The organism is Mycolicibacterium rutilum, from assembly GCF_900108565.1.
In the GTDB taxonomy this organism is placed as follows: domain Bacteria; phylum Actinomycetota; class Actinomycetes; order Mycobacteriales; family Mycobacteriaceae; genus Mycobacterium; species Mycobacterium rutilum.
In genome coordinates, this window is the sequence record NZ_LT629971.1 from 4670855 (window position 1) to 4694355 (window position 23501).

23 protein-coding genes are annotated in these 23501 nt (G+C 69.2%); 16 read left to right on the forward strand and 7 right to left on the reverse strand.

Features of this window, described 5'->3' with window-relative positions; translation table 11 throughout:
- Positions 1-18: 18 nt before the first annotated feature.
- Positions 19-849, reverse strand: a complete 831-nt coding sequence (locus BLW81_RS22670; protein WP_083409130.1) for a formate/nitrite transporter family protein — start codon at positions 847-849, stop codon at positions 19-21.
- A 78-nt stretch (positions 850-927) separates the two neighbouring features.
- Between BLW81_RS22670 and BLW81_RS22675 the strand changes: the two genes are divergently transcribed.
- Positions 928-1308, forward strand: coding sequence for an MmcQ/YjbR family DNA-binding protein (locus tag BLW81_RS22675; protein WP_083409131.1), 381 nt, complete (start codon positions 928-930; stop codon positions 1306-1308).
- Between the two features lie 3 nt (positions 1309-1311).
- Here the strand turns inward: BLW81_RS22675 and BLW81_RS22680 are convergent, their stop codons facing one another.
- Positions 1312-1779: a winged helix-turn-helix transcriptional regulator gene (locus BLW81_RS22680; RefSeq protein WP_083409132.1), complete on the reverse strand. Its 468-nt coding sequence runs from the start codon at positions 1777-1779 to the stop codon at positions 1312-1314.
- 90 nt (positions 1780-1869) lie between these two features.
- Here BLW81_RS22680 and BLW81_RS22685 point away from each other — a divergent pair, with 90 nt between their 5' ends.
- Positions 1870-3051 (forward strand): thiolase family protein, encoded by a 1182-nt coding sequence (locus BLW81_RS22685; protein WP_083409133.1) that lies wholly within the window; start codon positions 1870-1872, stop codon positions 3049-3051.
- Positions 3052-3103: 52 nt separating this feature from the next.
- On the opposite strand, the gene BLW81_RS22690 is transcribed toward BLW81_RS22685, so the two are convergent.
- Positions 3104-3526 carry a nitroreductase family deazaflavin-dependent oxidoreductase gene (locus BLW81_RS22690; protein WP_235632065.1) on the reverse strand — a complete coding sequence of 141 codons (423 nt, stop codon included), beginning with the start codon at positions 3524-3526 and terminating at the stop codon, positions 3104-3106.
- Between the two features lie 59 nt (positions 3527-3585).
- Here BLW81_RS22690 and BLW81_RS22695 point away from each other — a divergent pair, with 59 nt between their 5' ends.
- On the forward strand, positions 3586-4380 hold the full coding sequence (locus BLW81_RS22695; RefSeq protein ID WP_083409135.1) for an SDR family NAD(P)-dependent oxidoreductase: 795 nt from the start codon (positions 3586-3588) through the stop codon (positions 4378-4380).
- Here the strand turns inward: BLW81_RS22695 and aspS are convergent.
- A complete protein-coding gene (aspS, locus tag BLW81_RS22700) occupies positions 4377-6146 on the reverse strand; it encodes an aspartate--tRNA ligase (protein ID WP_083409136.1) in 1770 nt (589 codons plus the stop codon). The genes BLW81_RS22695 and aspS overlap by 4 nt on opposite strands.
- 78 nt (positions 6147-6224) lie before the next feature.
- Here aspS and BLW81_RS22705 point away from each other — a divergent pair, with 78 nt between their 5' ends.
- Together BLW81_RS22705 and BLW81_RS22710 are read left to right on the forward strand one after the other, a co-directional pair.
- A complete protein-coding gene (locus BLW81_RS22705; RefSeq protein WP_083409137.1) occupies positions 6225-7112 on the forward strand; it encodes an oxidoreductase in 888 nt (295 codons plus the stop codon).
- Positions 7113-7191: 79 nt separating this feature from the next.
- Positions 7192-7701, forward strand: coding sequence for an SRPBCC family protein (locus tag BLW81_RS22710; RefSeq protein ID WP_083409138.1), 510 nt, complete (start codon positions 7192-7194; stop codon positions 7699-7701).
- Here the strand turns inward: BLW81_RS22710 and BLW81_RS22715 are convergent.
- Positions 7695-9200: a carboxylesterase/lipase family protein gene (locus BLW81_RS22715; RefSeq protein WP_083410751.1), complete on the reverse strand. Its 1506-nt coding sequence runs from the start codon at positions 9198-9200 to the stop codon at positions 7695-7697. The genes BLW81_RS22710 and BLW81_RS22715 overlap by 7 nt on opposite strands.
- A gap of 31 nt (positions 9201-9231) precedes the next feature.
- Between BLW81_RS22715 and ypfJ the strand changes: the two genes are divergently transcribed.
- From ypfJ to BLW81_RS22745, 6 genes are all read left to right on the forward strand, one after another.
- Positions 9232-10128 carry a KPN_02809 family neutral zinc metallopeptidase gene (gene ypfJ / locus BLW81_RS22720; protein WP_083410752.1) on the forward strand — a complete coding sequence of 299 codons (897 nt, stop codon included), beginning with the start codon at positions 9232-9234 and terminating at the stop codon, positions 10126-10128.
- Positions 10121-11767 carry a DUF885 domain-containing protein gene (locus BLW81_RS22725; RefSeq protein ID WP_083409139.1) on the forward strand — a complete coding sequence of 549 codons (1647 nt, stop codon included), beginning with the start codon at positions 10121-10123 and terminating at the stop codon, positions 11765-11767. Before ypfJ ends, BLW81_RS22725 begins: the two co-directional genes overlap by 8 nt.
- 41 nt (positions 11768-11808) lie before the next feature.
- Positions 11809-12486 (forward strand): MBL fold metallo-hydrolase, encoded by a 678-nt coding sequence (locus BLW81_RS22730; RefSeq protein WP_235632066.1) that lies wholly within the window; start codon positions 11809-11811, stop codon positions 12484-12486.
- Complete coding sequence (locus BLW81_RS22735; protein ID WP_083409140.1) at positions 12483-13016, forward strand: DinB family protein; 534 nt, start codon at positions 12483-12485, stop codon at positions 13014-13016. The genes BLW81_RS22730 and BLW81_RS22735 overlap by 4 nt, the downstream gene beginning before the upstream one ends.
- Positions 13017-13100: 84 nt before the next feature.
- The gene (locus BLW81_RS22740; RefSeq protein ID WP_083409141.1) at positions 13101-13847 is read left to right on the forward strand and encodes an SDR family oxidoreductase; all 747 of its coding nucleotides are present in this window, start codon (positions 13101-13103) and stop codon (positions 13845-13847) included.
- Between the two features lie 12 nt (positions 13848-13859).
- The gene (locus tag BLW81_RS22745; protein WP_083409142.1) at positions 13860-14681 is read left to right on the forward strand and encodes a mycofactocin-coupled SDR family oxidoreductase; all 822 of its coding nucleotides are present in this window, start codon (positions 13860-13862) and stop codon (positions 14679-14681) included.
- A gap of 77 nt (positions 14682-14758) precedes the next feature.
- On the opposite strand, the gene BLW81_RS22750 is transcribed toward BLW81_RS22745, so the two are convergent.
- Positions 14759-15640: an acyl-CoA thioesterase gene (locus BLW81_RS22750; RefSeq protein WP_083409143.1), complete on the reverse strand. Its 882-nt coding sequence runs from the start codon at positions 15638-15640 to the stop codon at positions 14759-14761.
- 78 nt (positions 15641-15718) lie between these two features.
- Between BLW81_RS22750 and BLW81_RS22755 the strand changes: the two genes are divergently transcribed.
- From BLW81_RS22755 to BLW81_RS22770, 4 genes are all read left to right on the forward strand, one after another.
- Positions 15719-16348, forward strand: coding sequence for a TetR/AcrR family transcriptional regulator (locus tag BLW81_RS22755; protein WP_083409144.1), 630 nt, complete (start codon positions 15719-15721; stop codon positions 16346-16348).
- Positions 16349-16457: 109 nt separating this feature from the next.
- Positions 16458-17681, forward strand: a complete 1224-nt coding sequence (locus tag BLW81_RS22760; RefSeq protein WP_083409145.1) for an amidohydrolase family protein — start codon at positions 16458-16460, stop codon at positions 17679-17681.
- A 67-nt stretch (positions 17682-17748) separates the two neighbouring features.
- Complete coding sequence (locus BLW81_RS22765) at positions 17749-18891, forward strand: acyl-CoA dehydrogenase family protein (RefSeq protein ID WP_083409146.1); 1143 nt, start codon at positions 17749-17751, stop codon at positions 18889-18891.
- Complete coding sequence (locus tag BLW81_RS22770; protein WP_083409147.1) at positions 18888-20147, forward strand: acyl-CoA dehydrogenase family protein; 1260 nt, start codon at positions 18888-18890, stop codon at positions 20145-20147. The genes BLW81_RS22765 and BLW81_RS22770 overlap by 4 nt, the downstream gene beginning before the upstream one ends.
- A 6-nt stretch (positions 20148-20153) precedes the next feature.
- Here BLW81_RS22770 and BLW81_RS22775 read toward each other — a convergent pair whose 3' ends face one another.
- Positions 20154-21197 carry an Rv2578c family radical SAM protein gene (locus tag BLW81_RS22775; protein WP_083409148.1) on the reverse strand — a complete coding sequence of 348 codons (1044 nt, stop codon included), beginning with the start codon at positions 21195-21197 and terminating at the stop codon, positions 20154-20156.
- A gap of 120 nt (positions 21198-21317) precedes the next feature.
- Between BLW81_RS22775 and helR the strand changes: the two genes are divergently transcribed.
- A complete protein-coding gene (gene helR / locus BLW81_RS22780; protein WP_407662283.1) occupies positions 21318-23501 on the forward strand; it encodes an RNA polymerase recycling motor ATPase HelR in 2184 nt (727 codons plus the stop codon).

A 23501-nucleotide genomic window follows, 5' to 3' on the forward strand; every position in this document is an offset into this window, starting at 1 on the left:
TCGACACCACGGCGCGCGTCAGTCCACCGGTTCGTCGTGTTCGGCCTGATCGCGTTCCTCTTCGATCCGATCCTTGCTGCGCAGCAGCCGCAGCAGGGTCACCAGCGCGAGGCCGCCGACGACATTGCCGATGGTGGTGTACCAGAACCAGGCCAGCCAGTCGAAGTAGCCGAACGGTGCTTCACCGGTGGCGAGCGCGCCGAAGATCAACAGCGAGTCGAGGATCGAGTGGAACAACCCGAGCCCGGCCAGGATGAACGCGCCGGCCACCGCCGCGGCGATCTTGCCGAAAACGGCGTCGGTGCCGTGCTGCATGCGGGTCATCAGCGTGATCGCCATGCCGCCCAGCACCGACAGCGCGACCGACTCCATCGACAGCGGTGCCCAGACGAAGTGCGCGGCCGATTCGACGGTCTGGTCGTGCAGCTTCGGGAACGCGGTCATGATGAGCCACATCAGGATCCAGCCGCCGGCCAGGTTCGCCGCCAGCGTGCCGCCCCACAGCTTGAGCAGCTGTCCCGGCCCGGCGCGTTTGGCCGCGACCGTGGTCACCGGCACCAAGAAGCCCTCGGTGAACAGCTCGCTGCGTCCCAGCAGCAGCGCCAGGAAACCGATCGAGAAGGCCAGCCCGGCGACGAGCTGGCTGTGCCCGGCGTGCAGCACCGACAGGTAGGCCAGCACACCGACGGCCACTTCGGTCCCGCCGAAGAAGCCGGTGACGAGTACTTCGCGCCAGGTGCGGTGCAGCCGTTGCGTGCCTTCGTCCACCATCCGGCGGAACGCGGTTTCGAGTTCGTCCTCGATGGGGCTGTCGGATTCCCCGAGTTGGCGTTGGCTTGTGTTGGACACGGTCCAGCCCTTCTGTTGGTGCCGCGCGGAGATAGCCGGTTCGGCCGCGTGGTAAACCGCGGGTGCCAGACGGGGCGGATGGCCACCTGGTCCGACGTCGGCCGCATCGCCGCGGCACTGCCGGAGACGAGCGAGACCTCGCCGCGGTCCTGGCGCGTGCGCAAGAAGCTGATCGTGTGGGAACGACCGCTGCGTAAGGCCGACTACGCCGCGCTGGGCGCCGACGCCCCGTCCGGCGACATCCTCGGCGCGCGGGTCGCCGACGAGGGCGTGAAGTTCGCGCTGATCAGCGACAATCCCGACGTGTACTTCACCACCCCGCACTTCGACGGCTACCCGATGGTGCTGGTGCGACTGGCCGCGATCGGGGTGGACGAACTGACCGAACTCGTCACCGATGCGTGGCTGGCGCAGGCGCCCAAGACGTTGGCGAAGGCGTTTCTCGCCGAGGAGCGCTGACCGTCACCGGGTCAGCCGGACCGCCAGCTCCTCGGGCGGCACGCGGTGCCCGTCGGCGCACACGATCTCGACGGTGGCCTCAGCGCCGCAGTCGCGGTGCGCCAGGCGCAGCGGCGTGCGGTTGGGCAGATGGCGCCGGCCCCACTCGAACATGGCCCAGACCACCGGCATGAATTCCGAACCCGCCTCGGTGAGCACATATTCGTCGCGGCTGCGCTGACCCGGCTCCTGGTACGGCCGCCGCTCCAGCAAGCCGGCGTCGACGAGGTCGGAAAGCCGAGCGGCCGCAGCGGCTTTGGTAATACCGACGCGGCGCCAGAAATCCTCGAAGCGGGTGGTGCCGTAGTAGGCCTCCCGCATGATCAGCATCGCGGACTTGGTGCCCAGCACCGCCATCGTCTTCTCGATCGGGCATTCCCCGACCGCCGACCAGGCGTCGCGGTCGGCCAGCCGGCCCTGCAGAACTGTCATGGAATTCACTCTACCCCTGGGTTGTTGTCTCTATACCCAGGCTGCTATAGCTGGGTATAGAAGGATTTACTCAGAGTTGAGGAGGCAGCAATGTCGGCATTCGCAGGCCGTGACGCGGTCATCGTGGGGGCGGTACGCACCCCGATCGGGAAGGGCAAGGCCAGCGGCGCGCTGCACGACGTGCTGCCCGTCGACCTGCTCGCCCACAGTCTCAAGGAACTCGTCGCGCGAACGGGTGTGGACCCGGTTCAGATCGACGACGTGATCGCCGGCGCCGTCACCCAGGTCGGCGACCAGTCGGTCAACATCGCGCGTAACGCGGTCCTGGCCGCCGGCTTCCCGGAATCGGTGCCCGGCACCACCGTCGACCGCCAGTGCGGCAGCAGCCAGCAGGCGATCAGCTTCGCCGCCCAAGGCGTGATCTCCGGCGCCTACGACATCGTCGTCGCCGCCGGCGTGGAGTCGATGTCGCGCGTCCCGATGGGGTCGAGCGTGCTGCCCGGCTCCGACCCGTTCGGCGCGATGGCGCAGCGCTACCCCGAAGGCCTTGTGCCGCAGGGCATCAGCGCCGAGCTGATCGCGGCGAAATGGGGCTTTTCGCGTCAGCAGCTCGATGAGTTCTCCGCGGGCAGCCACGAGAAGGCCGCCGCCGCGACGAAGGAAGGGCGCTTCGACAACGAGCTGGCACCGATCGCGGGCCTGGCCACCGACGAGATCATCCGGCCCGGCACCACCGTCGACACGCTGGCGCTGCTCAAGCCCGCTTTCTACAACCCGGCCTACGAGCAGCGTTTCCCGCAGATCGGCTGGAACATCACACCGGGCAACTCGTCGCCGTTGTCGGACGGCAGCGCGGCGGTGCTGATCACCACCAGCGAGGTGGCGGCGAAGCTGGGCCTGCGCCCGCTGGCGCGGATCCACGCGATGACCGTCGTCGGTTCCGATCCGCTGTACATGCTGACCGGTGTCATCCCGGCGACGGAGAAGGTGCTGCAACGCGCCGGGCTGACCCTGGCCGACATCGACCTGTTCGAGGTCAACGAGGCGTTCGCGCCCGTCGTGCTGGCCTGGGCGCACGACGTCGGCGCCGATCTGGCCAAGACCAACGTCAATGGTGGCGCGATCGCGATCGGGCACCCGCTCGGTGCCAGCGGGGCGCGCATCATGACCACGATGGTCCACGCGCTCGAGCAGCGCGGCGGCCGCTACGCGCTGCAGACGATGTGTGAGGGCGGCGGCATGGCCAACGCCACCATCATCGAGCGCCTCTGACCGGTGATTTCGGTGTAGTTGGTTGCGCTCACCGCGACCAACTACACCCAAATCACGACTTGGCGAGCTCGAAGACCGGGATGATGCGACTGGTCTTGGCCTGATAGTCGCCGAACACGGGTGCGGCCTCGACGAGCTTCGGATACAGCGCGTCGCGCTCGTCGCGCGGCAGTTCGCGAGCGGTCACGTCGTACTCGGTGGTGCCCACCTCGATGTGCGCCCGCGGGTCGGCGCGCAGGTTGTGCACCCACGCCGGGTCCTTGTCGGCTCCGGCGAAGGACCCGACGACGAACATCTTGTCGTCCATCGGGAAGTAGGCCAGCGGCGAGAGCCTCGGCTGACCGGACTTGGCGCCGGTCGTGTGCAGCAACAGGATGTAGGCGCCCTCGAACGGCGGGCCCACCTTGCCGCCGTTGGCGCGGAACTCGGCGACGATGCCCTCGTTGAGCTTCTTGATCTCGGAGATGTCGGTCACAGCAGCACCAAGTCGCGTTTCTGCCGCTCGTATTCCCCGAGCCCGCATAATCGGTCACCATGCGGGTGGTTGTGACGGGCGGCAACAGCGGGGTAGGCAAGGCGACGGCGGCGTCGCTGGCGGCCGACGGGCACAGCGTGCTGATCGCGTGCCGCGACGTCGAGAAGGCGCGGCAGGCCGCCGCGACCATGTCTGGCGACGTCGAGGTCGCTGCCCTCGACCTCGGCGACCTGTCCAGCGTCCGCGCGTTCGCCGACTCCGTGCCGACGGTCGACGTGTTGGTGAACAACGCGGGCGTGATGGCCGTGCCGTTGACACGCACCGCCGACGGTTTCGAATCCCACATCGGGATCAACCATCTCGGCCACTTCGCGTTGACTTGCCTGCTGGCCGACCGGATCACCGACCGGGTGATCTCGGTGGCCAGCGCGACCTACCTGTTCAACCGGTTGCATCTCGACGACTTGAACTGGGAGCGGCGCAGATACAACCGGTGGTCGGCCTACGGGGAGTCGAAGTTGGCGAACCTGTTGTTCGTCGCGGCGCTGCGCGAGCGCGGGATGCGGGCCTACGCCACCGATCCCGGCGCCACCGACACCGACATCACGCGGTCGCTGAACATGGCTGAGCACCCCCGCATCCGGCGTCTGATGCACACCCCCGCGCAGGGTGCCCGCGCGAGCCTGCAGGCGGTGACGACCGACCTGCCCAGCGGCACCTACCTCGCGCCGCGCTTCAACCAGTTGGGCCGCCCGAAGGTGACGCGCTTGCTCCGCAAGGCCGTCGACCCGGTCGCGGCGCGGCGACTCTGGGAGCTGTCCGCCGAGTTGACGGGCTGCGACTGGCCGGGTTAACCCTCGGTTTTCGGCTTGGCGTCGATGCCGGATTCCTTGCGCTGCTGGGCGGTGATCGGCGCGGGCGCACCGGACAGCGGGTCCACGCCGCCGCCGGACTTCGGGAACGCGATCACCTCGCGGATCGAGTCCGCACCGGCCAGCAGCGCGGTCGTGCGGTCCCAGCCGAAGGCCAGACCGCCATGGGGCGGTGCACCAAACGTGAACGCCTCCAACAGGAATCCGAACTTCTCCTCGGCCTCGGCCTGATCGAGACCCATCACCGCGAACACCCGCTCCTGGATGTCGCGCCGGTGGATACGGATCGAGCCGCCACCGATCTCGTTGCCGTTGCACACCACGTCGTACGCGTCGGCCAGCACGGCACCGGGGTCGGTGTCGATGCGGTCCGCGAATTCGGGCTTGGGCGCGGTGAAGGCGTGGTGCACCGCGGTCCAGGCGCCGGACCCGACCGCGACGTCGCCGTGGGCGGTCGCGTCGTCGGCCGGCTCGAACAGCGGCGGATCCACCACCCAGGTGAATGCCCACGCGTCGGGGTCGATCATGTCGAGTCGTTTGGCGACCTCGATGCGCACGGCGCCGAGCAGCGCGCGCGACGTCTTCGCCGCCCCGGCCGAGAAGAACACGCAATCGCCCGGCGACGCGCCGACATGGGCTGCCAGACCGTCGCGTTCGGCGTCGGAGAGGTTCTTGGCGACCGGGCCGCCCAGCGTCCCGTCCTCGTCGACGAGCACATACGCCAGCCCCTTGTGGCCGCGCTGCTTGGCGAACTCCTGCCAGGCGTCGAGCGTGCGGCGCGGCTGCGAGGCGCCGCCCGGCATCACGACGGCCCCGACGTAGGGCGCCTGGAACACCCGGAACGCGGTGTCCTTGAAGTACTCGGTGCACTCGACGAGTTCCAGGCCGAAGCGCAGATCCGGTTTGTCCGAACCGAATCGGCGCATGGCGTCGGCGTAGGTGATCCTCGGCAGCGGCAACGGCACGTCGTAACCGATCAGCCGCCACAGCGCGGCGACGATCTCCTCGGCGACCGCGATCACGTCTTCGGCGTCGACGAAGCTCATCTCGAGATCGAGCTGGGTGAACTCGGGCTGACGGTCGGCGCGGAAATCTTCGTCGCGGTAGCACCGGGCGATCTGGTAGTAGCGCTCCATGCCCGCGACCATCAGCAGCTGCTTGAACAACTGCGGGCTCTGCGGCAGCGCGTAGAACGAACCCGGTTGCAGCCGCGCGGGCACCAGGAAGTCGCGCGCGCCCTCCGGCGTCGAGCGCGTCATGGTGGGGGTCTCGATCTCGACGAAGTCGTGGCGCGCCAGTACCTCGCGTGCAGCCGCATTGACCTTGGAGCGCAGGCGAATTGCCTGTCCCGGGCCCTCGCGGCGCAGGTCGAGATAGCGGTACTTCAGTCGCGCTTCCTCGCCCGCGGTCTCGTCGAGTTGGAACGGCAGCGGGGCGCTCTCGCTCAGCACGGTCAACTCGGTCGCGTTGACCTCGATCTGCCCGGTGGGGATCTCGGGATTCTCGTTGCCTTCCGGGCGCACCTCGACGACACCGGTGACCGCGACGCAGAACTCGGCGCGCAACCGGTGCGCAGCCGCCAGGACGTCACCTTCGCGGAACACCACCTGCGATACCCCGGACGCGTCGCGCAGGTCGATGAAGATGACACCGCCGTGATCACGACGACGCGCGACCCAACCGGCCAGCGTCACCTTCTGACCGGCGTCGGCGGGCCGCAACGCTCCGGCGGCATGACTGCGCAACACTGAAACTCTCCTGGGAATCGCCTGATGGGACAACTGCTCAAGTGTAGAGGGGACGATTACGCCGGTAGTTTGGCGGATATGTCCACGCGCATCGCGCTCGTCGGGCCGGGCGCCATCGGCTCCACCATCGCCGCGCTGCTGCACGCCGCCGGCCACCACGTGACGCTGTGCGGCCGCACGCCGCGCGATTCCATCGAGATCCGGCCCGACGACGCCGAGCCGATCACGCTGCCCGGTCCGGTGCTCACCGATCCGGGGGCGCTCGACGGACCGGTCGACGTGGTGCTGCTGGCGGTCAAGGACACCCAGAACGAACACGCCGCGGCGTGGCTGGCCAAGCTCTGCGATGACCACACGCTGGTGTGCGCCCTGCAAAACGGGGTCGAACAGGTGGAGCGCGTCGGCGCCTACTGCCCGGGTGCGACGGTGGTGCCCTCGGCGGTGTGGATCTCGGCCGAGCCCACACCCGAGGGCGCCGTGCGGCTGCGGACCGCGGCCCGCCTGGTGTTCCCCGACATCCCCGCGGCCCGGTCGCTGGCCGAGCTGTTCGCCGGCACCGCGGTCACTGTCGAGATCGACCCCGACTTCGTCAACGCGGCGTGGCACAAACTGCTGGTGAACGCGGTCGTCGGGTTCATGGTGCTCAGCGGGCGCCGCTCGGGCCTGTTCCGGCGTGACGACGTCGCCGCCCTGGCCCGGCGGTACCTGGCCGAATGCCTGGCCGTCGCGCGCGCCGACGGCGCCACGCTCGGCGACGAGGTGATCGACGAGGTCGTCGGCCTGCTGGCCGGCCTGCCCGAGGACGTCACGACGTCGATCCTGACCGACCGCGAGGCGCACCGGCGGCTGGAGTGGGACATCCGCAACGGGGTCATCTCCCGTAAGGGCGCCCAGTTCGGGGTGGCGACGCCGGTCAGCGACGTCATCGTGCCGCTGTTGGCGGCGGCCAGCGACGGGCCCGGCTAGCCGTACGACGATCAAGCGGCGAGGCACGAGCCGCGTTGAGGAGTGCGGCCTTCAGGCTAGACACCGTCCTCTACTGTGTATGGCCATGCAGCCATGCGAACGCGTCGACCTCGAGTTCGTCGACAACGCGCCGTTCCGGTTCGTCAGCACCGTCGACCTCGCCATCACCCCCGAGCAGCTCTTCGAGGTGCTGGGCGACGCCGAATCGTGGCCGCGCTGGGCCAGCGTCATCACCGAGGTCACCTGGACCAGCCCCGAACCGCGCGGCGTCGGCACCACCCGCACGGTGAAGATGCGCGGCGGGATCGTCGGCGCCGAGGAATTCCTCGCATGGGAGCCCTACTCGCACATGGCTTTTCGCTTCAATGAGGCGTCGACGGGAAGTATCGCGGCGTTCGCGGAGGACTACCGCGTGGTGCGCACCCCGCGGGGCTGTCACCTGACGTGGGTGATGGCGATGAAACCCAACGGCCTCGCGGCCCGGCTGGGGATGACGCTCGGCAGGCCGGTGATGGGCTGGCTGTTTCAGAAGTTCCTCTACAACCTGCGCGACTACGTCGGCGAGCGGTTCGGCGTCGAGGCTCAGTAGAGGCCGGCCCAGGCCTGGCGGCGCTCGGCGTCGGGATCGGCGACGACGGTGTCGCGGGCGGACTGGATGATGCGGGTGTAGCGGTCGGCGGTGTCGTACACCGGCCAGTCATGGCCGGTGGACCAGCGGATCACCCCGTCGTCCCAGCCCTTGCCCGCGAAGTCCAGCCAGGCGCGCTGCATCCGGCGCCCGACAGCGGGTTGCCACCGCCGGCCCAGCGGATGCATCTTGCGGCCCAGATACGAGGCGTAGCTGTGCTGGACGTGCACGATCTCGCTGCCGTGCGTGGCGCCCAGCCCGAGGAGCCGCAGGCTGGTGCCGACGTGGTCGAAGCGGTAGACGTGCGTAGGGGCCAGCTGACTGTAGGCGTCGGCGAACGCCCACGCCGGGCCGCCGAACATGACGTCGGAGCCGAAGGCGATCAGCGCCCGTCGGCGCGGGTAGTCGGGATAGGCCGCCAGCACCCGCGCCTTCGCATCGCGTCCGACGCGGGCGAAGTAGGCGTCGACGGTCGTGCGGGTGGTGGGCAGCATCGGCGGTTTCGTCCAGGCGAACATCGACGCCTCGTGACTGTTCGTGCCGATGATCAGCGGCACGCGGCGCAGGCTGCCGTCGCGCGCAGCGTCGACGGGATGGCGCGGCAGCAGGTCGACGCCGTAGGTCAGGCCGTAGGCCAGCGTCGGGCTCCGCGCGGCGCTGTCGAGCTGCAGACTGCCGGCGGCGCGGCGCAACTCGCGCTGCGGCAGCCGCTTGACCTCGGCCGCGGTAACGCCGAGCCGGCGCAGCCACTCGTGGGCCTGCTCGGCTCGGAGCTCGCGGTCGGCGATCAGCGGCAGCGCAGGGCTCTGCGCGATCGCCCGGCTGAACAGCCCGTCGGCGGCCGGTGAGGCAAGCAGCGCAAGCACCGACGTGCCACCGGCCGACTCACCGAACACGGTGACGCGGGCCGGGTCGCCGCCGAACGCGGCGATGTTGTCGCGGATCCAGCGCAGCGCCGCCATTTGATCGCGCAGCGCCAGGTTGTCGTCGAACCCGTCACCGAGGTCGCCGAGCTCGAAACCGCCGAACACCCCGATGCGGTATGTCACGTTGACCACCACGACGTTGCCGTTGGCGGCCAGCCGCGACCCGTTGTACAGCTGAAACTGCCCGGCCCCGAACACGAACGCGCCGCCCGGGATCCACACCATCACCGGCAGCGACGCGCTGGTGTCCGGCGACCACACCGTCAGCGTCAGGCAGGCCTCGTCGCGGACCTTGGGATCGTCGCGGCCGCCGCCGACGAACGACTTGCCCTGCGGGGGCAGCGGCCCGTGCTCGACGGCGTCGCGCAGCCCGGTCCACGGCCGCTTCGGTTCGGGCGCCAGGAATCGGCGCTCGCCGACCGGCTGTTCGGCGTAGGGCACACCGCGCCAGACACCCACGCCGCCGTCGGTCGTTCCGCGCAGGTCGCCGAGCGGTGTGTGCACGACGGCCGAATGTCCGACAACGACTGCCACGACCAAATCGTAGTGTGCGAAGCTGGTGGCCATGACCTTCAACGAGGGCATGCAGATCGACACCAGCACCACCTCCACCAGCGGCGGCGGCAGAGGCCCGGGGCGCGGAATCGCGATCGGCGGCGGTGTGGGTGGACTCCTGGTCATGGTCGTCGCGCTGCTGCTCGGCGTCGACCCCAGTTCGGTGATGCCGCCGCAGCAAGGCCAGCTCGGCGGCCCGGGTGCCGAGGCGCCCGGCTTCGATCTGAGCCAATGCAGGACCGGCGCCGATGCCAACGAGATCCCCGAGTGCCGGGTGGTGGCGACCGGCAACTCGCTCGACGGGATCTGGCCGCAGTTGCTGCCCGACTACACGCGCCCGCAGGTTCGCCTGTTCAAGGGCAGTGTCGACACCGGGTGCGGCGCGGCGACCAGCGACGTCGGCCCGTTCTACTGCCCGGCCGACCAGACCGCCTACTTCGACGTCGACTTCTTCGATGTCCTGCGGACCCAATTCGGTTCGAGCGGTGGGCCGTTGGCGCAGGAGTACGTCGTCGCCCACGAGTTCGGCCACCACATCCAGAACCTCACCGGCACATTGAGCCAGTCGCAGGGTCCCGGCGCGGCGGGCCCCACGGGCGGCGGTGTGCGCACCGAACTGCAGGCCGACTGCTACGCCGGGGTGTGGGCGCACTACGCGGCGATCACCAAGCAGGAAAGCACCGGCGTGCCGTTCCTGGAACCGTTGACCGACAAGGACATCGCCGACGCGTTGTCGGCCGCCGCGTCCGTCGGCGACGACCGCATCCAGGAGAAGGCCACGGGCCGGGTCAACCCCGAGGCGTGGACGCACGGATCGGCGGCCCAGCGGCAGAAGTGGTTCACCGAGGGCTACCGCACCGGAGATGTGAACGCCTGCGACACCTTCGCGACGAACAACCTTGGGTAGGACAACCACGGCCGTCGATGCCGTCGCCGAACGCTACCTCGACACGTTCGCTGCGTTGGACCCGTGTGCTGCAACGGAAATGGGCATCACCGGCCACGACGAGGAGATCACCGACTACTCCCCCGACGGCGTAGCGGCGCGTGCCGACGCCGCCCGCGCCGCCCTGCGCGAGCTCGACGGTGTCACCGCCGAGGACGCCGTCGACGAGGTGACGATCGCGGCGATGCGCGAACGTCTCGGTGTGACGGTCGAACTCAACGACGCGGGCCTCGACGTCGGTGAGATCAACGTGATCGCCTCACCGCTGCAGTCGATGCGCGACGTGTTCGACCTGATGCCGACCGACACCGAGGACGACTGGGCGGTGATCGCGCGACGGTTGTCGCGGCTGCCCGACCGCGTCGCCGGATACGCCGATGCGCTGCGCGCGGCCGTCGCCGGCGGACACCCGCCGGCCGTGCGCCAGGTGGTGCGCGGCATCGACCAGTCCGCCACCATCCAGCACCTGCTGGTCGACATGGTCACCGCGGCGCCGACGGACAACGCGGCGCTCCACGACGAACTGCAGCAGCACGCGGCCAACGCGGCGAACGCCTACCGGGAACTGGGCCGGGTGCTCGGCGACGAGATCGCCCCGCACGCCCGCGCCGAGGACGCGGTCGGACGCGAGACCTACCGGCTGTGGTCGCGGTCGTTCCTCGGCGCGTCCATCGACCTCGACGAGACCTACGAGTGGGGTCTCGAACTACTCAAAAGCATTGTCGCCGAGCAGGACAGCCTCGCCCAGCAGTTGTATCCCGGCACGTCGGTCGCCGACGCGCTGCGTCGCCTCGACGACGAGGAACGCTACCTGGTGCACGGCGTGGACGCGCTGCAGGAGTGGATGCAGGACCTGTCGGACCGCGCCGTCGACTCGCTGGCCGGCACGCACTTCGACATCGCCGAACCGCTGCGCAGGCTCGAATGCCGCATCGCACCCACCCACACCGGCGGGATCTACTACACCGGACCGTCGGAGGACTTCAGCCGGCCGGGGCGAATGTGGTGGTCGGTGCCGCACGGGGTTGACACCTTCCACACGTGGCAAGAGACCACGACGGTGTTCCACGAGGGCGTGCCGGGCCATCACCTGCAGATCGGCCGCGCCGTGGTGCTCGCCGACCAGCTCAACCGGTGGCGGCGGCTGGGCTGCTGGGTGTCCGGCCACGGCGAAGGCTGGGCGCTGTACGCCGAACGGCTGATGGCCGAACTGGGCTGGCTCGACGATCCGGGCAATCGGATCGGCATGCTGGACGCGCAACGCTTCCGCGCGGCGCGGGTGGTGATCGACATCGGCGTGCACTGCGGCATGACCGCCCCCGACGGCGAAGTGTGGGACGCCGAGCACGCGTGGGACTTCCTGACCGCACACAGCGCGATGAAAGACGAGAACCTGCAGTTCGAACTGGACCGCTACCTCGGCTGGCCCGGACAGGCACCCTCGTACGCCGTCGGGCAGCGGATCTGGCAGCAACTGCGCGACGAGACGCTGCAGCGAGGCGTGTCGCTCAAGGACTTCCACAGCCGCGCACTGGATCTCGGGGGCCTGCCGCTCGAAGTGCTGGCCACCGCGCTGCGACGCGATTTCGCCGCGAGCTGATTCGCTTCAGTTCAGCGGCGCGTCCGCTTAGCGTCGACGGCGTGGAGACCGTGACCGTCACGCCGAATCTGACCATGCTCGTCGTCAACGGTTGGCAGGTCTACGTCTGGCGCGACCGCGACTCGGTGACGCTGATCGACACCGGCGCACCGGGATCTGCCGCATCGATCCTGCGCGCGGTGCCCGGTGTCGACCGAATCGTGTTGACACACGGCCACGTTGACCACGTCGGATCGGCGGCGCAGCTACGCGACAAGACGGGCGCCGAGGTGATGGCCGGCGCCGGTGACGCGGCCGCCATTCGCGCCGGCACCGCGCTGCCACGACCGCTCTTCGAGGACTGGGAGGTGCCGATCCACGAGCGGGTCGCCGCGGATCTGCCCGACGCGGCCGATCCGGTCGCGATCGACAAGGAGCTGCGTGACGGTGACGTCCTCGACTTCGGCGGCGGCGCCGAAATCCTGGCGATCCCGGGCCACACCGAGGGCAGCATCGCGGTCCACCTGCCCGAGCACCGCGTACTGCTCACCGGCGACACCATCGCCAACGTCGGCACCCTGATGCTGGGCACGTTCAACCAGGACCGGGCGCGCACCGTCGCGTCGTTTCGCCGGCTCGCCGAGCTGGACGTCGATACGGCGTGTTTCGGGCACGGTGAACCGATCGTCGCCGGAGCCGGCGCGCGGCTGCGCGACGTGGCTGCCACACTGACGCCGTGACCGATCGACCCGACCCCATCGAACCAGACACCAAGGACTGGACCTGGGTGCTCGACGAGCCGTGTCCCGACTGCGGATTCGACGCCGCGTCAACCCCGCACACGGCCGTCGCGCAACGCATCCGCACCGACGCCTCCGATTGGGTGACGCGGTTACAGCGTCCGGGTGTCGAGGTCCGGCCGAGCCCGTCGGTGTGGTCGACGCTCGAATACGGCTGTCACATCCGCGATGTGCACCGGATCTTCGATCACCGGGTGCGGCTGATGCTGACCGAGGATGTTCCGCTGTTCCCCAACTGGGACCAGGACGAGACCGCCCGCGCCGACGACTACGGCTCGCAGGACCCGGCGACCGTGGCCGTCGAACTGTTCGACGCGGCGTCGGCCGTCGCAGCCACCTACGACGACGTTCCCGAGACGGCGTGGTCGCGGCGAGGCCTCCGCAGCAACGGCAGTGAATTCACGGTCGCAACGATCGCGCTCTACCACCTGCACGACATCGTGCACCACTGCTGGGACGTCACCCGCTGACACCGACCGCGTTGTCGAAACCGGCCATGCCGTCGCGAACCGGCCATACCATCAGGCGGCGTCCCGTCGGCGAAGGAGAACACCATGCGCATCGCAGTCGCAGGGGCCACCGGAAACATCGGCGCCCGTACCGCCGCCGCACTCGAACGTGACGGGCACGACGTCGTGCGGATCAGCCGCTCGCTGGGTGTCGACCTGATGACCGGGGAGGGCCTCGACGAGGCGCTCACCGGCGTCGAAGCCGTCGTCGACGCGATCAGCGCACCACCCACCGACCGCGACAAGACCACCGAATACTTCGGCACCACCACGCGCAACCTGCTCGCGGCCGAACACCGGGCCGGGGTGCGTCACCACGTGCTCCTGTCGATCGTCGGCATCCACGGGATCGAGGGCAACGCCCACTACTCCGGCAAGCGCGAACAGGAACGGCTGATCGCCGAGGGGCCGGTGCCGTGGACGGTGGTGCCCGCCACGCAGTTTCACGATTTCGCGGCGATGGTCGCCGGCTGGACCGAACAGGACGGCGTATCCACCATCGCGCCGCTGCTGGTGCAGCCGATCGCGCCCGCGGACATCGCCGAGGTGCTCGCCGAGGTAGCGGTGGGCCCGCCGCACGGCCGCTACATCGACGTGGCCGGCCCCCAGACCCAGGACCTGGTCGACATGGCTCGGCGGACGCTGGCCGTCAGGGGGCGGCAGGTCACGTTGGTCCCGACATGGGACGGCGTCTTCGGGGTGTCGATGGCGGGAAACGTGTTGCTACCCGGCGAGAATGCCCGCATCGCGTCGACCACTTTCGACGACTGGCTCGCCGCGGGCGCCGACTAGACAGGAGTCTCGATGACGGAACTTCCCCTGGCGGGCAAGGTGGCCTTCGTGACGGGCGCGGCCCGCGGACAGGGCCGCTCGCACTGTGTCCGGTTGGCCCGCGCCGGCGCCGACATCGTGGCGATCGACGCGTGCGGGCCCGTCGCCGAGCACAACGGTTATCCGCCGGCGCTGCCCGAGGACCTGGCCGAAACGGTGAGCCTGGTCGAGGGCGAGGGCCGCAAGATCCTCGCCGACCGTGTCGATGTCCGCGACGCCGACGGACAACAGCGGGTGGTGTCCGACGCGGTCGAGCAGTTCGGCCGACTCGACATCGTCGTCGCCAACGCCGGCGTGATGAATTGGGGCCGGCTGTGGGAGATTTCGCCTCAGCAGTGGCAGGAGGTGCTCGACATCAACCTGACCGGCGTGTGGAACACGATCCGGGCCGTCGTGCCGCCGATGATCGCTGCCGGCAACGGCGGGTCGATCATCACCATCAGTTCGGCGGCGGGCATCAAGGCGGTGCCCGGTTGCGGCCACTACTGCGCGAGCAAGTTCGGCGTCGTCGGGCTCACCAATTCACTCGCGGTCGAACTGGGCCAGTACGGCATCCGGGTCAACTCGGTGCACCCGTATGGCACCGACACCCCGATGGGCAACGACACGTCGATGTGGCAGATCTTCGCCGATCACCAGACCTACATCCACAGCTTCTCCCCCGGCGCGCTGCCGACCGAGTCGCTCGCCGACCCGGACCTGATCTCCGACATCGTGGTGTGGCTGGCCGGCGACGCGTCGTCGCTGGTGACGGCGGCCCAGATCCCCGCCGACAAGGGCTACCTGAAGATCTGATTCCGACCGCGAGCAGACGCGAATTCCCCTATTCCGCTGCGAAAATGGGGCACTCCGCGTCTGCTCGCCGGAAAACGCTACAGGCGGGACTGTTCCTTGATCGCCGTGTCGGTGGTGCGCAGCGGACGGATCAGCGCGTCCTGGGTGAACGACGCGACCAGCTCACCGGCCTCGGTGTGCACCGTCCCGCGCACATACGACATGCCGGCGCCGACCTGCGTGCTCTCGTGGCTGTAGAGCAGCCAGCCGTCGGGCCGGAACGGCTCGTGGAAGCTGACCGACACCGTCATCGGCGCCGTCGACACCGTGATGTGCGACTGCGCGGTGCCGATGCCCTCGTGCGCGCGCATCGTCGTCGAGATGCCCAGGTGCCCGGTCAGATACGCGACCAGCGCCTTGGCCAGGTCGTCGCGCTCGGGGGTCTGCTCGTAGCGCACCCACGCGAACAGCTCCGGCGGGCCGACCTCGTCGGGGCTGTTGACGTCGACGACGTCGACCAACCGAATCTCCCTGCCGGGCATCGCCATTCGCGCATCGTTGGCCTCTGCCGGCGACTTCGTGTCCGGTCGCGCGACGGCGTGGCGGATGACGTCTTCGGTGGGGACGTCGGTCAACACGGTCGCGGTGATGCACCGCTTGCCGTTCTGCTTGGCGGCGACGACAGCGGTGGCGGTGGAGCGGCCTTCGTTGACGACGTCGATCTCCAGTTCGATCGGGCCCGCCGCGACCATCACCGCGCGGGAGAACACCGCGTGCGCCGAGCGCACCGACTTGCCCTCGAACCGTTTGGCCACCGCGACGATCACCTGCGCGAGCACCTGCGTGCCCTCGACGACCTGCCGATCCTCCTCGCCGGCGGGTCCGGCTTCGGCGATGAATCGGTTCTCCCCGTCCTGGCGGACGTCGAACAGGTCGAGCAGGGTGTCGACGGTCCACTGCTGCGCTGAGTCTGTCGTCATGACAGGGAACAGTAACCGAGGTTCTGCAAAAGCGGTAACGTCATTACCAGTTGATCCCGCGAGCGGAAGGTGCCGACCATGGCCAAGCCGAGCGGACCGGCGGCGGACGGCGCCACCCGGACGGCCGACGCCGACGCCCGGCCCAAGCGCTTCATGAAGTCGGCGTTGGAAATCCTGGGCGAGACGGGGCGCACCGACTTCACGGTGCTCGAGGTCGTCGAACGGTCGAAGACGTCGCTGCGGTCCTTCTACCAACACTTCTCGACCAAGGACGAACTGCTGCTCGCGCTGGTCGACAAGATCATGTCCGAGTCGACCCGGCGCTGGCGCGAGGACACCGACGGGCTGCCGGCGCCGGCCGCGCTGCGGGTCTTCATCGACCGGGTCTGCACTCCGCCGGAGACCACCACCCAGGACAAGGTCAACCGCGGTCTGACCAACTACAACGACCGGCTCGCGGAGACCCTGCCGCGCGAATACGCCCGCGTCCTCGCCCCGGTCCACGAGCTGATCAAGGACATCATCAACCGCGGCATCGCCGAGGGCGTGTTCCGCGCCGACCTCAACGTCGACGCCCGGGCGGCGCTGATCATGCAGTCCTCGCTGGGCGCGATCCGGCTACAGGTGCTCGGCGCCGAACTCAGCGGCGTGCCGGTCGACGCCGACGACATCTACGCCTACTGCCTGAGCGGCCTCACCCACGCCTGACACCGTCTGACCTGCAGAGAAGACCCCTCTCCAGGACTGCTGTATCTGCAGGTCCCCGAGTGGTAATGTCATTACCACCAGCCGCAAAGCACACTTCCAGGAGGCGTACATGGCCCGCCAACTGTCCTATCCGGTGTTCGACGCCGACAACCACTTCTATGAGCCGAAGGAGGCGCTGACCAAGTTCCTCCCGGACCATCGCAAACACGTCATCGACTACATCGAGGTCCGCGGCCGCACCAAGATCATGGTGCGCAACCAGGTCAGCGACTACATCCCCAACCCGACGTTCGAGGTCGTCGCGCGGCCCGGCGCGCAGGAGGAGTACTTCAAGCACGGCAGCGGCGGCAAGAGCTTCCGCGAGGTGATGGGCAAGCCGATGAAGGCGATCCCGGCGTTCCGCGAACCCGCCGCGCGGCTCGAGGTGATGGACGGCCTCGGGCTGGACTACTCGCTGATGTTCCCGACCCTGGCCAGCCTGGTCGAGGAACGGATGAAGGACGATCCGGAGCTGATCCTCGACGTCATCCACGCGCTCAACGAGTGGATGTATGAGACGTGGCAGTTCAACTACGAGGACCGAATCTTCTCCACCCCGGTGATCAACCTCGGCATCGTCGACCGCGCGCTCGAGGAACTCGAATGGTGCCTGGAGCGCGGCGCCAAGACCGTGCTCGTGCGGCCCGCGCCGGTGCCCGGGGTCCGCGGCACGCGGTCGTTCGGGCTGCCCGAGTTCGACCCGTTCTGGGACGCGTGCGTCAAGGCCGGCATCCCGGTCTCGATGCACGCCTCGGACTCCGGCTACGCCGAATACCTCAACGACTGGGAACCGGCCGACGAGTACCTGCCGTTCAAACCGACCGCGTTCCGGATGGTGTCGATGGGCAAGCGACCGATCGAGGACTCGATGGCCGCACTCGTGTGCCACGGTGCGCTGACCCGCAACCCCGACCTGCGCATCCTGTCGATCGAGAACGGCGCCGACTGGGTGCCCTACCTGTTCAAGCAGTTCGACGGCGTCTACAAGAAGATGCCGCAGGAGTTCCCGGAAAACCCCATCGAGGCGTTCAAGCGCGGCGTGTACGTCGCACCGTTCTGGGAGGACGACTTCGCCAAGATGGCCGATCTCATCGGCGTCGACCGGGTGATCTTCGGATCCGACTGGCCGCACCCCGAGGGTCTCGCCGAGCCGACGCACCTGATCGACGACCTGCAGGGCCTCGACGAAGAAGGCCAGCGGAAGGTGATGGGCGGCAACATGATCGATCTGTTCAAGGTGCCCAACGAGATCGTCCACAACCCGGACGTGCCCGCGCTCGTCATCCCCGCCTGACCCCTGTCGCGAATGTGCGTGCCGATCCCTCGGCACGCACATTCGCACGACTACGAAACGAGAGCCCGTGACCGCGAACAACGGTACGAACCCCGAGGTGCTGCTCTTCGCCTCGACGACGCAGTCCTTCCTGGAAAAGGAAGTGCCGCTGAGCCGAATCCGCGAGATGCACGAGGACGGCATCGCGTTCGACGCCGGTTGGTGGCGCCGGGCCGCCGAGCTCGGCTGGACCAGCCTGCTGGTGCCCGAAGAACTCGGCGGGGGAAGCGTTTCCGGTGACGGGGTCAAGGATCTGGCGCTGGTCGCCGAGATCGCGGGCAAGACCGTCGCCCCGGGACCGTTGCATCCGGTCAGCACCGTGCTCGCCGGGCTGGTCGAGACCCCGGACGGCCACGAAGACACCATCGAGGCGTTGGTCGCCGGCGAGGCCGTGGCGTCCTGGGCGGTCTACGAGCCCGGGCGGGCGTGGTCGCCGCTCACGCCGTCGGTGACCGCGACCGCGACCGACAGCGGTTACCGGCTCGACGGCGTCAAAGATCGCGTCGAGGCCGGCGCCGACAGCCAGATCTTCCTCGTCACAGCCCAATCCGACGACGGTGTCCGGCAATTCCTGGTGCCTGCTGACGCGACCGGCGTGCGGGTGGAACGGCAGCGCTCGCTCGACATGGTCAAGAGCTACGCGCGAGTGGAGTTCGACGGCGTCGAGGTCGACGCGAGCGCGGCCGTCGGCTCCGCCGAACAGACCCCGGCGCTGATCGAGCGCCAATCCCAGATCACCACGCTGCTGCAGTGCGCCGAGATGGTCGGCATCCTGGAAACCGTGCTGGCGTTCACGATCCAGTGGGGCTTCGACCGGCACTCGTTCGGTCGCCCGCTGGGTTCGTACCAGGCGCTCAAGCACAAATACGCCGATCTGAAGATCTGGTTCGAAGGATGCCGCGCCGCGACCAACGCCGCGGCCGCCGCCGTGGCGGCGCGCGCGCCGGGCGCTGCGATGGCGGTCAGCGTCGCGAAATCGTATGTGGGCGAATACGCGCCGGGCATGCTGCAGCTGTGCGTGCAGTTGCACGGCGGGATCGGGGTGACGTGGGAGCACGATCTGCACCTGTTCCTGCGCCGGGTCACGTTGTACCGCTCGCTGTTCGGCACCCCTGAGGACCACAACCTGCGCGTGTACTCGCTGACCAAGGACATGGAGCAAGCGTCATGACCGAGACGACATCGGCCCCGCCCGCCGCCCCGACGGAGTCGGTGGAGGAGTTCGCGGCCCGTGCGGAGGCGTGGCTGGCCGAGAACATGCCGCCGATCGACCCGACCGACCCGCCCGAGCACGACCGCGGCGAAGAGGAACCGTGGCAGCGGGCGCGCGAACTGCAGAAGAAGTTGTGGGAGGGCGGATTCGCCGGCATCTGCTTCCCCACCGAGTACGGCGGGCTGGGGTTGCCGATCGCCTACCAGAAGGCGTTCGACAACGTCTCGCGGTCCTACGAGCTGCCGATCATCCTCAACACGCCGACGTTCACGATCTGCGCCGCGACGATCCTCGACACCGGCAGCGAGGAGCAGAAGCGCCGGCACATCTCCGCGGTGCTGCGCGGTGACGAGGTGCTGGTGCAGTTGCTGTCCGAACCCAGCGGCGGCTCGGACCTCGCGGGTGTCATCACGCGCGCCGACCGCCAGGGCGACAAGTGGGTGATCAACGGGGCAAAGACCTGGAGCACCAGCGCCTTCGCCGCCGACTACGGCCTGATGCTGGCCCGCACCGACTGGGACGTGCCCAAGCACGAGGGCCTGACGATGTTCCTGGTGCCGATCAACAGCCCCGGAATCACGTTGCGCCGCATCAAGCAGGTCAACGGTTCGGTCGAGTTCTGCGAGGAGTTCTTCGACAACCTCGAACTCGGCGACGACGCGGTGGTCGGCGAGGTGAACGGCGGCTGGCACGTCGCGTCTCGCCAGCTCTACCACGAGCGGCGCGCGGTCGGCGGCGGGTCGGAGTTCGCCAGCGGCATCGGCGCCGAGGGCAAGTCCGATGTGCCGACGAATTACGTTGAGCTGTTGGAGAAGTCGGGCCAGGCCGACAATGTCCGGCTGCAGGAGATGGCGGGTCGCGCCCTGGTCCACCGGGCGGTCCGCGAGCAGTTGATCGACCACGTCTACCACGGCGTGCTCGACGGGTCGCTGCCCCCGGCCGCCGGGTCCATCATCCGCATCGCGCACGCCGACGTGCACCACGTCGAGTTCGACACCGCGCTGGCGATCACCGGAAGTGCCGGTGTGATCGACGTCGACGGTGCGCTGATCCGCCACGGCGAGCGCTACCTGTCGCGGCAGGCGGCCGCGCTGGGCGGCGGCACCACCGAGATCGCCCGCAACATCATCGGCGAACGCGTGCTCGGTTTCCCGCGCGAACCGGCCGCCGACCGCGGCGTGCCGTTCAAAGAGGTCAAGCGCAACAAGAGCTGACAGCGCTCAGAACAGGGTGGGCTGCAACATTGGCGCGGGTGGCGGCGGCACCTCAGCGGCACGGAAGGACCGGCGGTCGCGGCACAGCCCGTGCCTGGCGACCAACGGAGCGGCCCTGTCCTGCAACATCTTCCGGTAGTCCTGCGGCAGATACGCCCCGCGACGGTACAGCTCCCGGTACTTCGGCACCAGCTCGGGATGGGAGCGGGCCAGCCAGTCCATGAACCACCCCCGCGTCGAGCCGCGCAGGTGCAGCCCGAACACGGTGACGCTGGTGGCGCCGGCGGCCGCGATCCCGGCGAGCAGCCCGTCGAGGTGCTCGACGGAGTCGGTCAGGTGCGGCAGCACGGGCGCGACCATCACGTGGCAGTCCAGGCCGGCGTCGCGGATCGCGGCGATCAACGCGAGACGGGCCTGCGGTGTGGGGGTCCCCGGTTCGAGGTCGCCGTGCAGCACCGGATCGCCCACCGCGAGCGACACCGCAACGCTGACGTCGACGCGACGGGCGGCCTCGGTGATCAGCGGCAGATCCCGGCGCAGCAGGGTGCCCTTCGTGAGTATCGAGAACGGGGTCCCGGAGTCGGCCAGCGCCGAGATGATGCCCGGCATCAACGCGTAGCGGCCCTCGGCGCGCTGATACGGGTCGGTGTTGGTGCCCAGTGCCACCGTCTCGCGGTGCCACGACGGGCGCGACAGTTCCCGGCGCAGCACGTCGACGACGTTGGTCTTGACCACGACCTGGCTGTCGAAGTCAGTGCCGCAGTCCAGGTCGAGATACTCGTGGGTGGGCCGGGCGAAGCAGTAGCGGCAGGCGTGCGAGCAGCCTCGGTAGCCGTTGACGGTGAACTTGAACGGCAGCATCGTCGGAGCCGGCCTGCCGGCGACATTGGGCCGAGCATTGGGCACCTTGTTCAATGCGGACTTGCACAGGACCTCGTGGAAGGTGATCCCCTCGAACTGCGGTGTGCGTACGCTTCGCACGAAGCCGATCCGCTGCAGCCCGGGCAGCGCCCCGTCGTCGACTCCGACGCCCTGTCCGTCCCACCGCATACGTCCCATTCGAACTCATGTTCGATACGATGTCAAGGTCGGCGCGCGCACTCGGTGAGCAGGGGTACAAAGGAGATTCGGCGCTCGAGGGATCGAGACGATGAAGGAAAGTGGGGCGGCGTGCCGATCGACGGGTACGACGAGGAACTGCGCTCCGAGCAGCGCTACGTGGCCGGGCTGTACGAGCGGCTCGACGCCGAACGCGTGCGGGCCAAGGAGCGCTACGCCGCCGCGCTGCGCGGCACCGGCGGCGAGCTCGTCGACCGCGACGCCGAGGTGCGGGCCGAGGCCAAGCGGATGAACCGCCTCGACATCGCCGACCACGGACTGTGCTTCGGCCGCCTGGACAGCGTGTCGGGTGAACGCCGCTACATCGGCCGCATCGGGTTGCTCGACGAGACCAACGACTACGAGCCGGTGCTGATCGACTGGCGCGCACCCGCCGCTCGTGCCTTCTACGTCGCCACCGGCGCCCACCCCGAGGACATGCGGCGCCGCCGCCAGTTCCACACCCGCGGGCGCCGCGTCCTGGACTTCACCGACGAGGTCTTCGGCCGGCCCGGCGACGGGGAACGAGGCGACGCCGCGCTGCTGGCCGCGGTCAACGCGCCGCGCGGTGACGGGATGCGCGACATCGTCGCCACCATCCAGGCCGAGCAGGACGACATCATCCGGTCCGACCACGCGGGCGTGCTGGTCGTCGAGGGCGGGCCCGGCACCGGCAAGACCGTGGTGGCGCTGCACCGGGTGGCCTATCTGCTCTACACCCATCGCGACCGCATGGAGCGCCACGGCGTGCTGGTGATCGGCCCGAATCCCGCGTTCCTCGACCACATCAGCCGCGTGCTGCCGTCGCTGGGTGAGACCAACGTGGTGTTCATGACGACCGGTGACCTCGTCGGGGGTTTGCACGTCACCGCTCACGACGAGCCGGAGGTGGCGCGGCGCAAGGGCTCGCTGGCCATTCTCGAGGTGCTGGCCGCTGCGGTCGCCGACCGGCAACAGGTGCCCGCCGAGCCGCTGCCGATCAAGCTGGCCGACGTCACCGTGCGCATCGACGCCGAGACCGCGGAATGGGCCATCCAGGAGGCGCGTGACACCGGGTTGCCGCACAACGATGCGCGGGCGACGTTCGTCGACGTCATCACCTGGGTGCTCACCGAACGCGCGATCGCCCGAATCGGCAAGGGTTGGTTGACCGGTGCCGACAAGCAGGCGTGGGAGCACCTGCGCGCCGAACTGCTCGACGAACTCGGCGACCACGACGCGTTCGCGGCCGCGCTCGATCAGCTGTGGCCCGAGCTCACCCCGCAGTCGCTGCTGGCGGGGCTGTACGAGTCGCGCGACCGGCTGCGCGCCGCGGGGGCCGACGAGTCGCTGTGGCGCGCTCAGGGCGACGCGTGGACGGTCTCCGACGTGCCGCTGCTCGACGAGTTGGTCGATCTGCTCGGCGGCATCAAACCCGACCTGGCCGCTGAACGGGAGCGCCAGGAGGAGGCCGCGTACGCCGCGGGGGTGCTCGATCTGATGGTCGCGCGCGAGGACCTGATGGACGACGAGGACCACCTGATCGCCTCGGACCTGTTGCACGCCGACGAGCTCGCCGACCGCTTCGCCGAGCGCGACACCCGCGAGGTCGCCGAACGCGCTGCCGCAGACCGGGATTGGACCTACGGGCACGTCGTCGTCGACGAGGCGCAGGAATTGTCGGAGATGGACTGGCGGGTGCTGATGCGCCGCTGCCCGGCCAAATCGTTCACCGTGGTGGGCGATCTCGCGCAGCGGCGGTCCGCGGCGGGCGCCACGTCCTGGGAGGCGGTGTTGCAACCGTATGTGCCGGGCCGCTGGGTGTACCGGTCGCTGACGGTGAACTACCGCACGCCGGCCGAGATCATGGCCGTCGCCTCGGCGCTGCTCGCCGAGTTCGCGCCAGGAGCGCAGCCACCCGAGTCGGTGCGCGCGTGCGGTGTGCGGCCCTGGTCGCGACCGGTCGACGACGACGAATTAGCTTCCGCGATAGCCGAATTCGTGCAGGACGAGGCGGGACGTGACGGCACCAGCGTGGTGATCGGGCCGCCCGGGGTGCCGGGGACGGTGCCGCCGTCGGAGACCAAGGGACTCGAGTTCGACGCGGTGCTCGTCGTCGACCCGGGCCGGATCCTCGCCGACGGGCCGCGCGGCGCCGCCGACCTCTACGTCGCGCTCACCCGGGCGACCCAGCGGCTGGGCGTGCTGCACCGCGACCCGTTGCCCGCGGTGCTGCACGGCCTGACCGAGCTGGAAACCGTCGCCGGTTCGGACTAA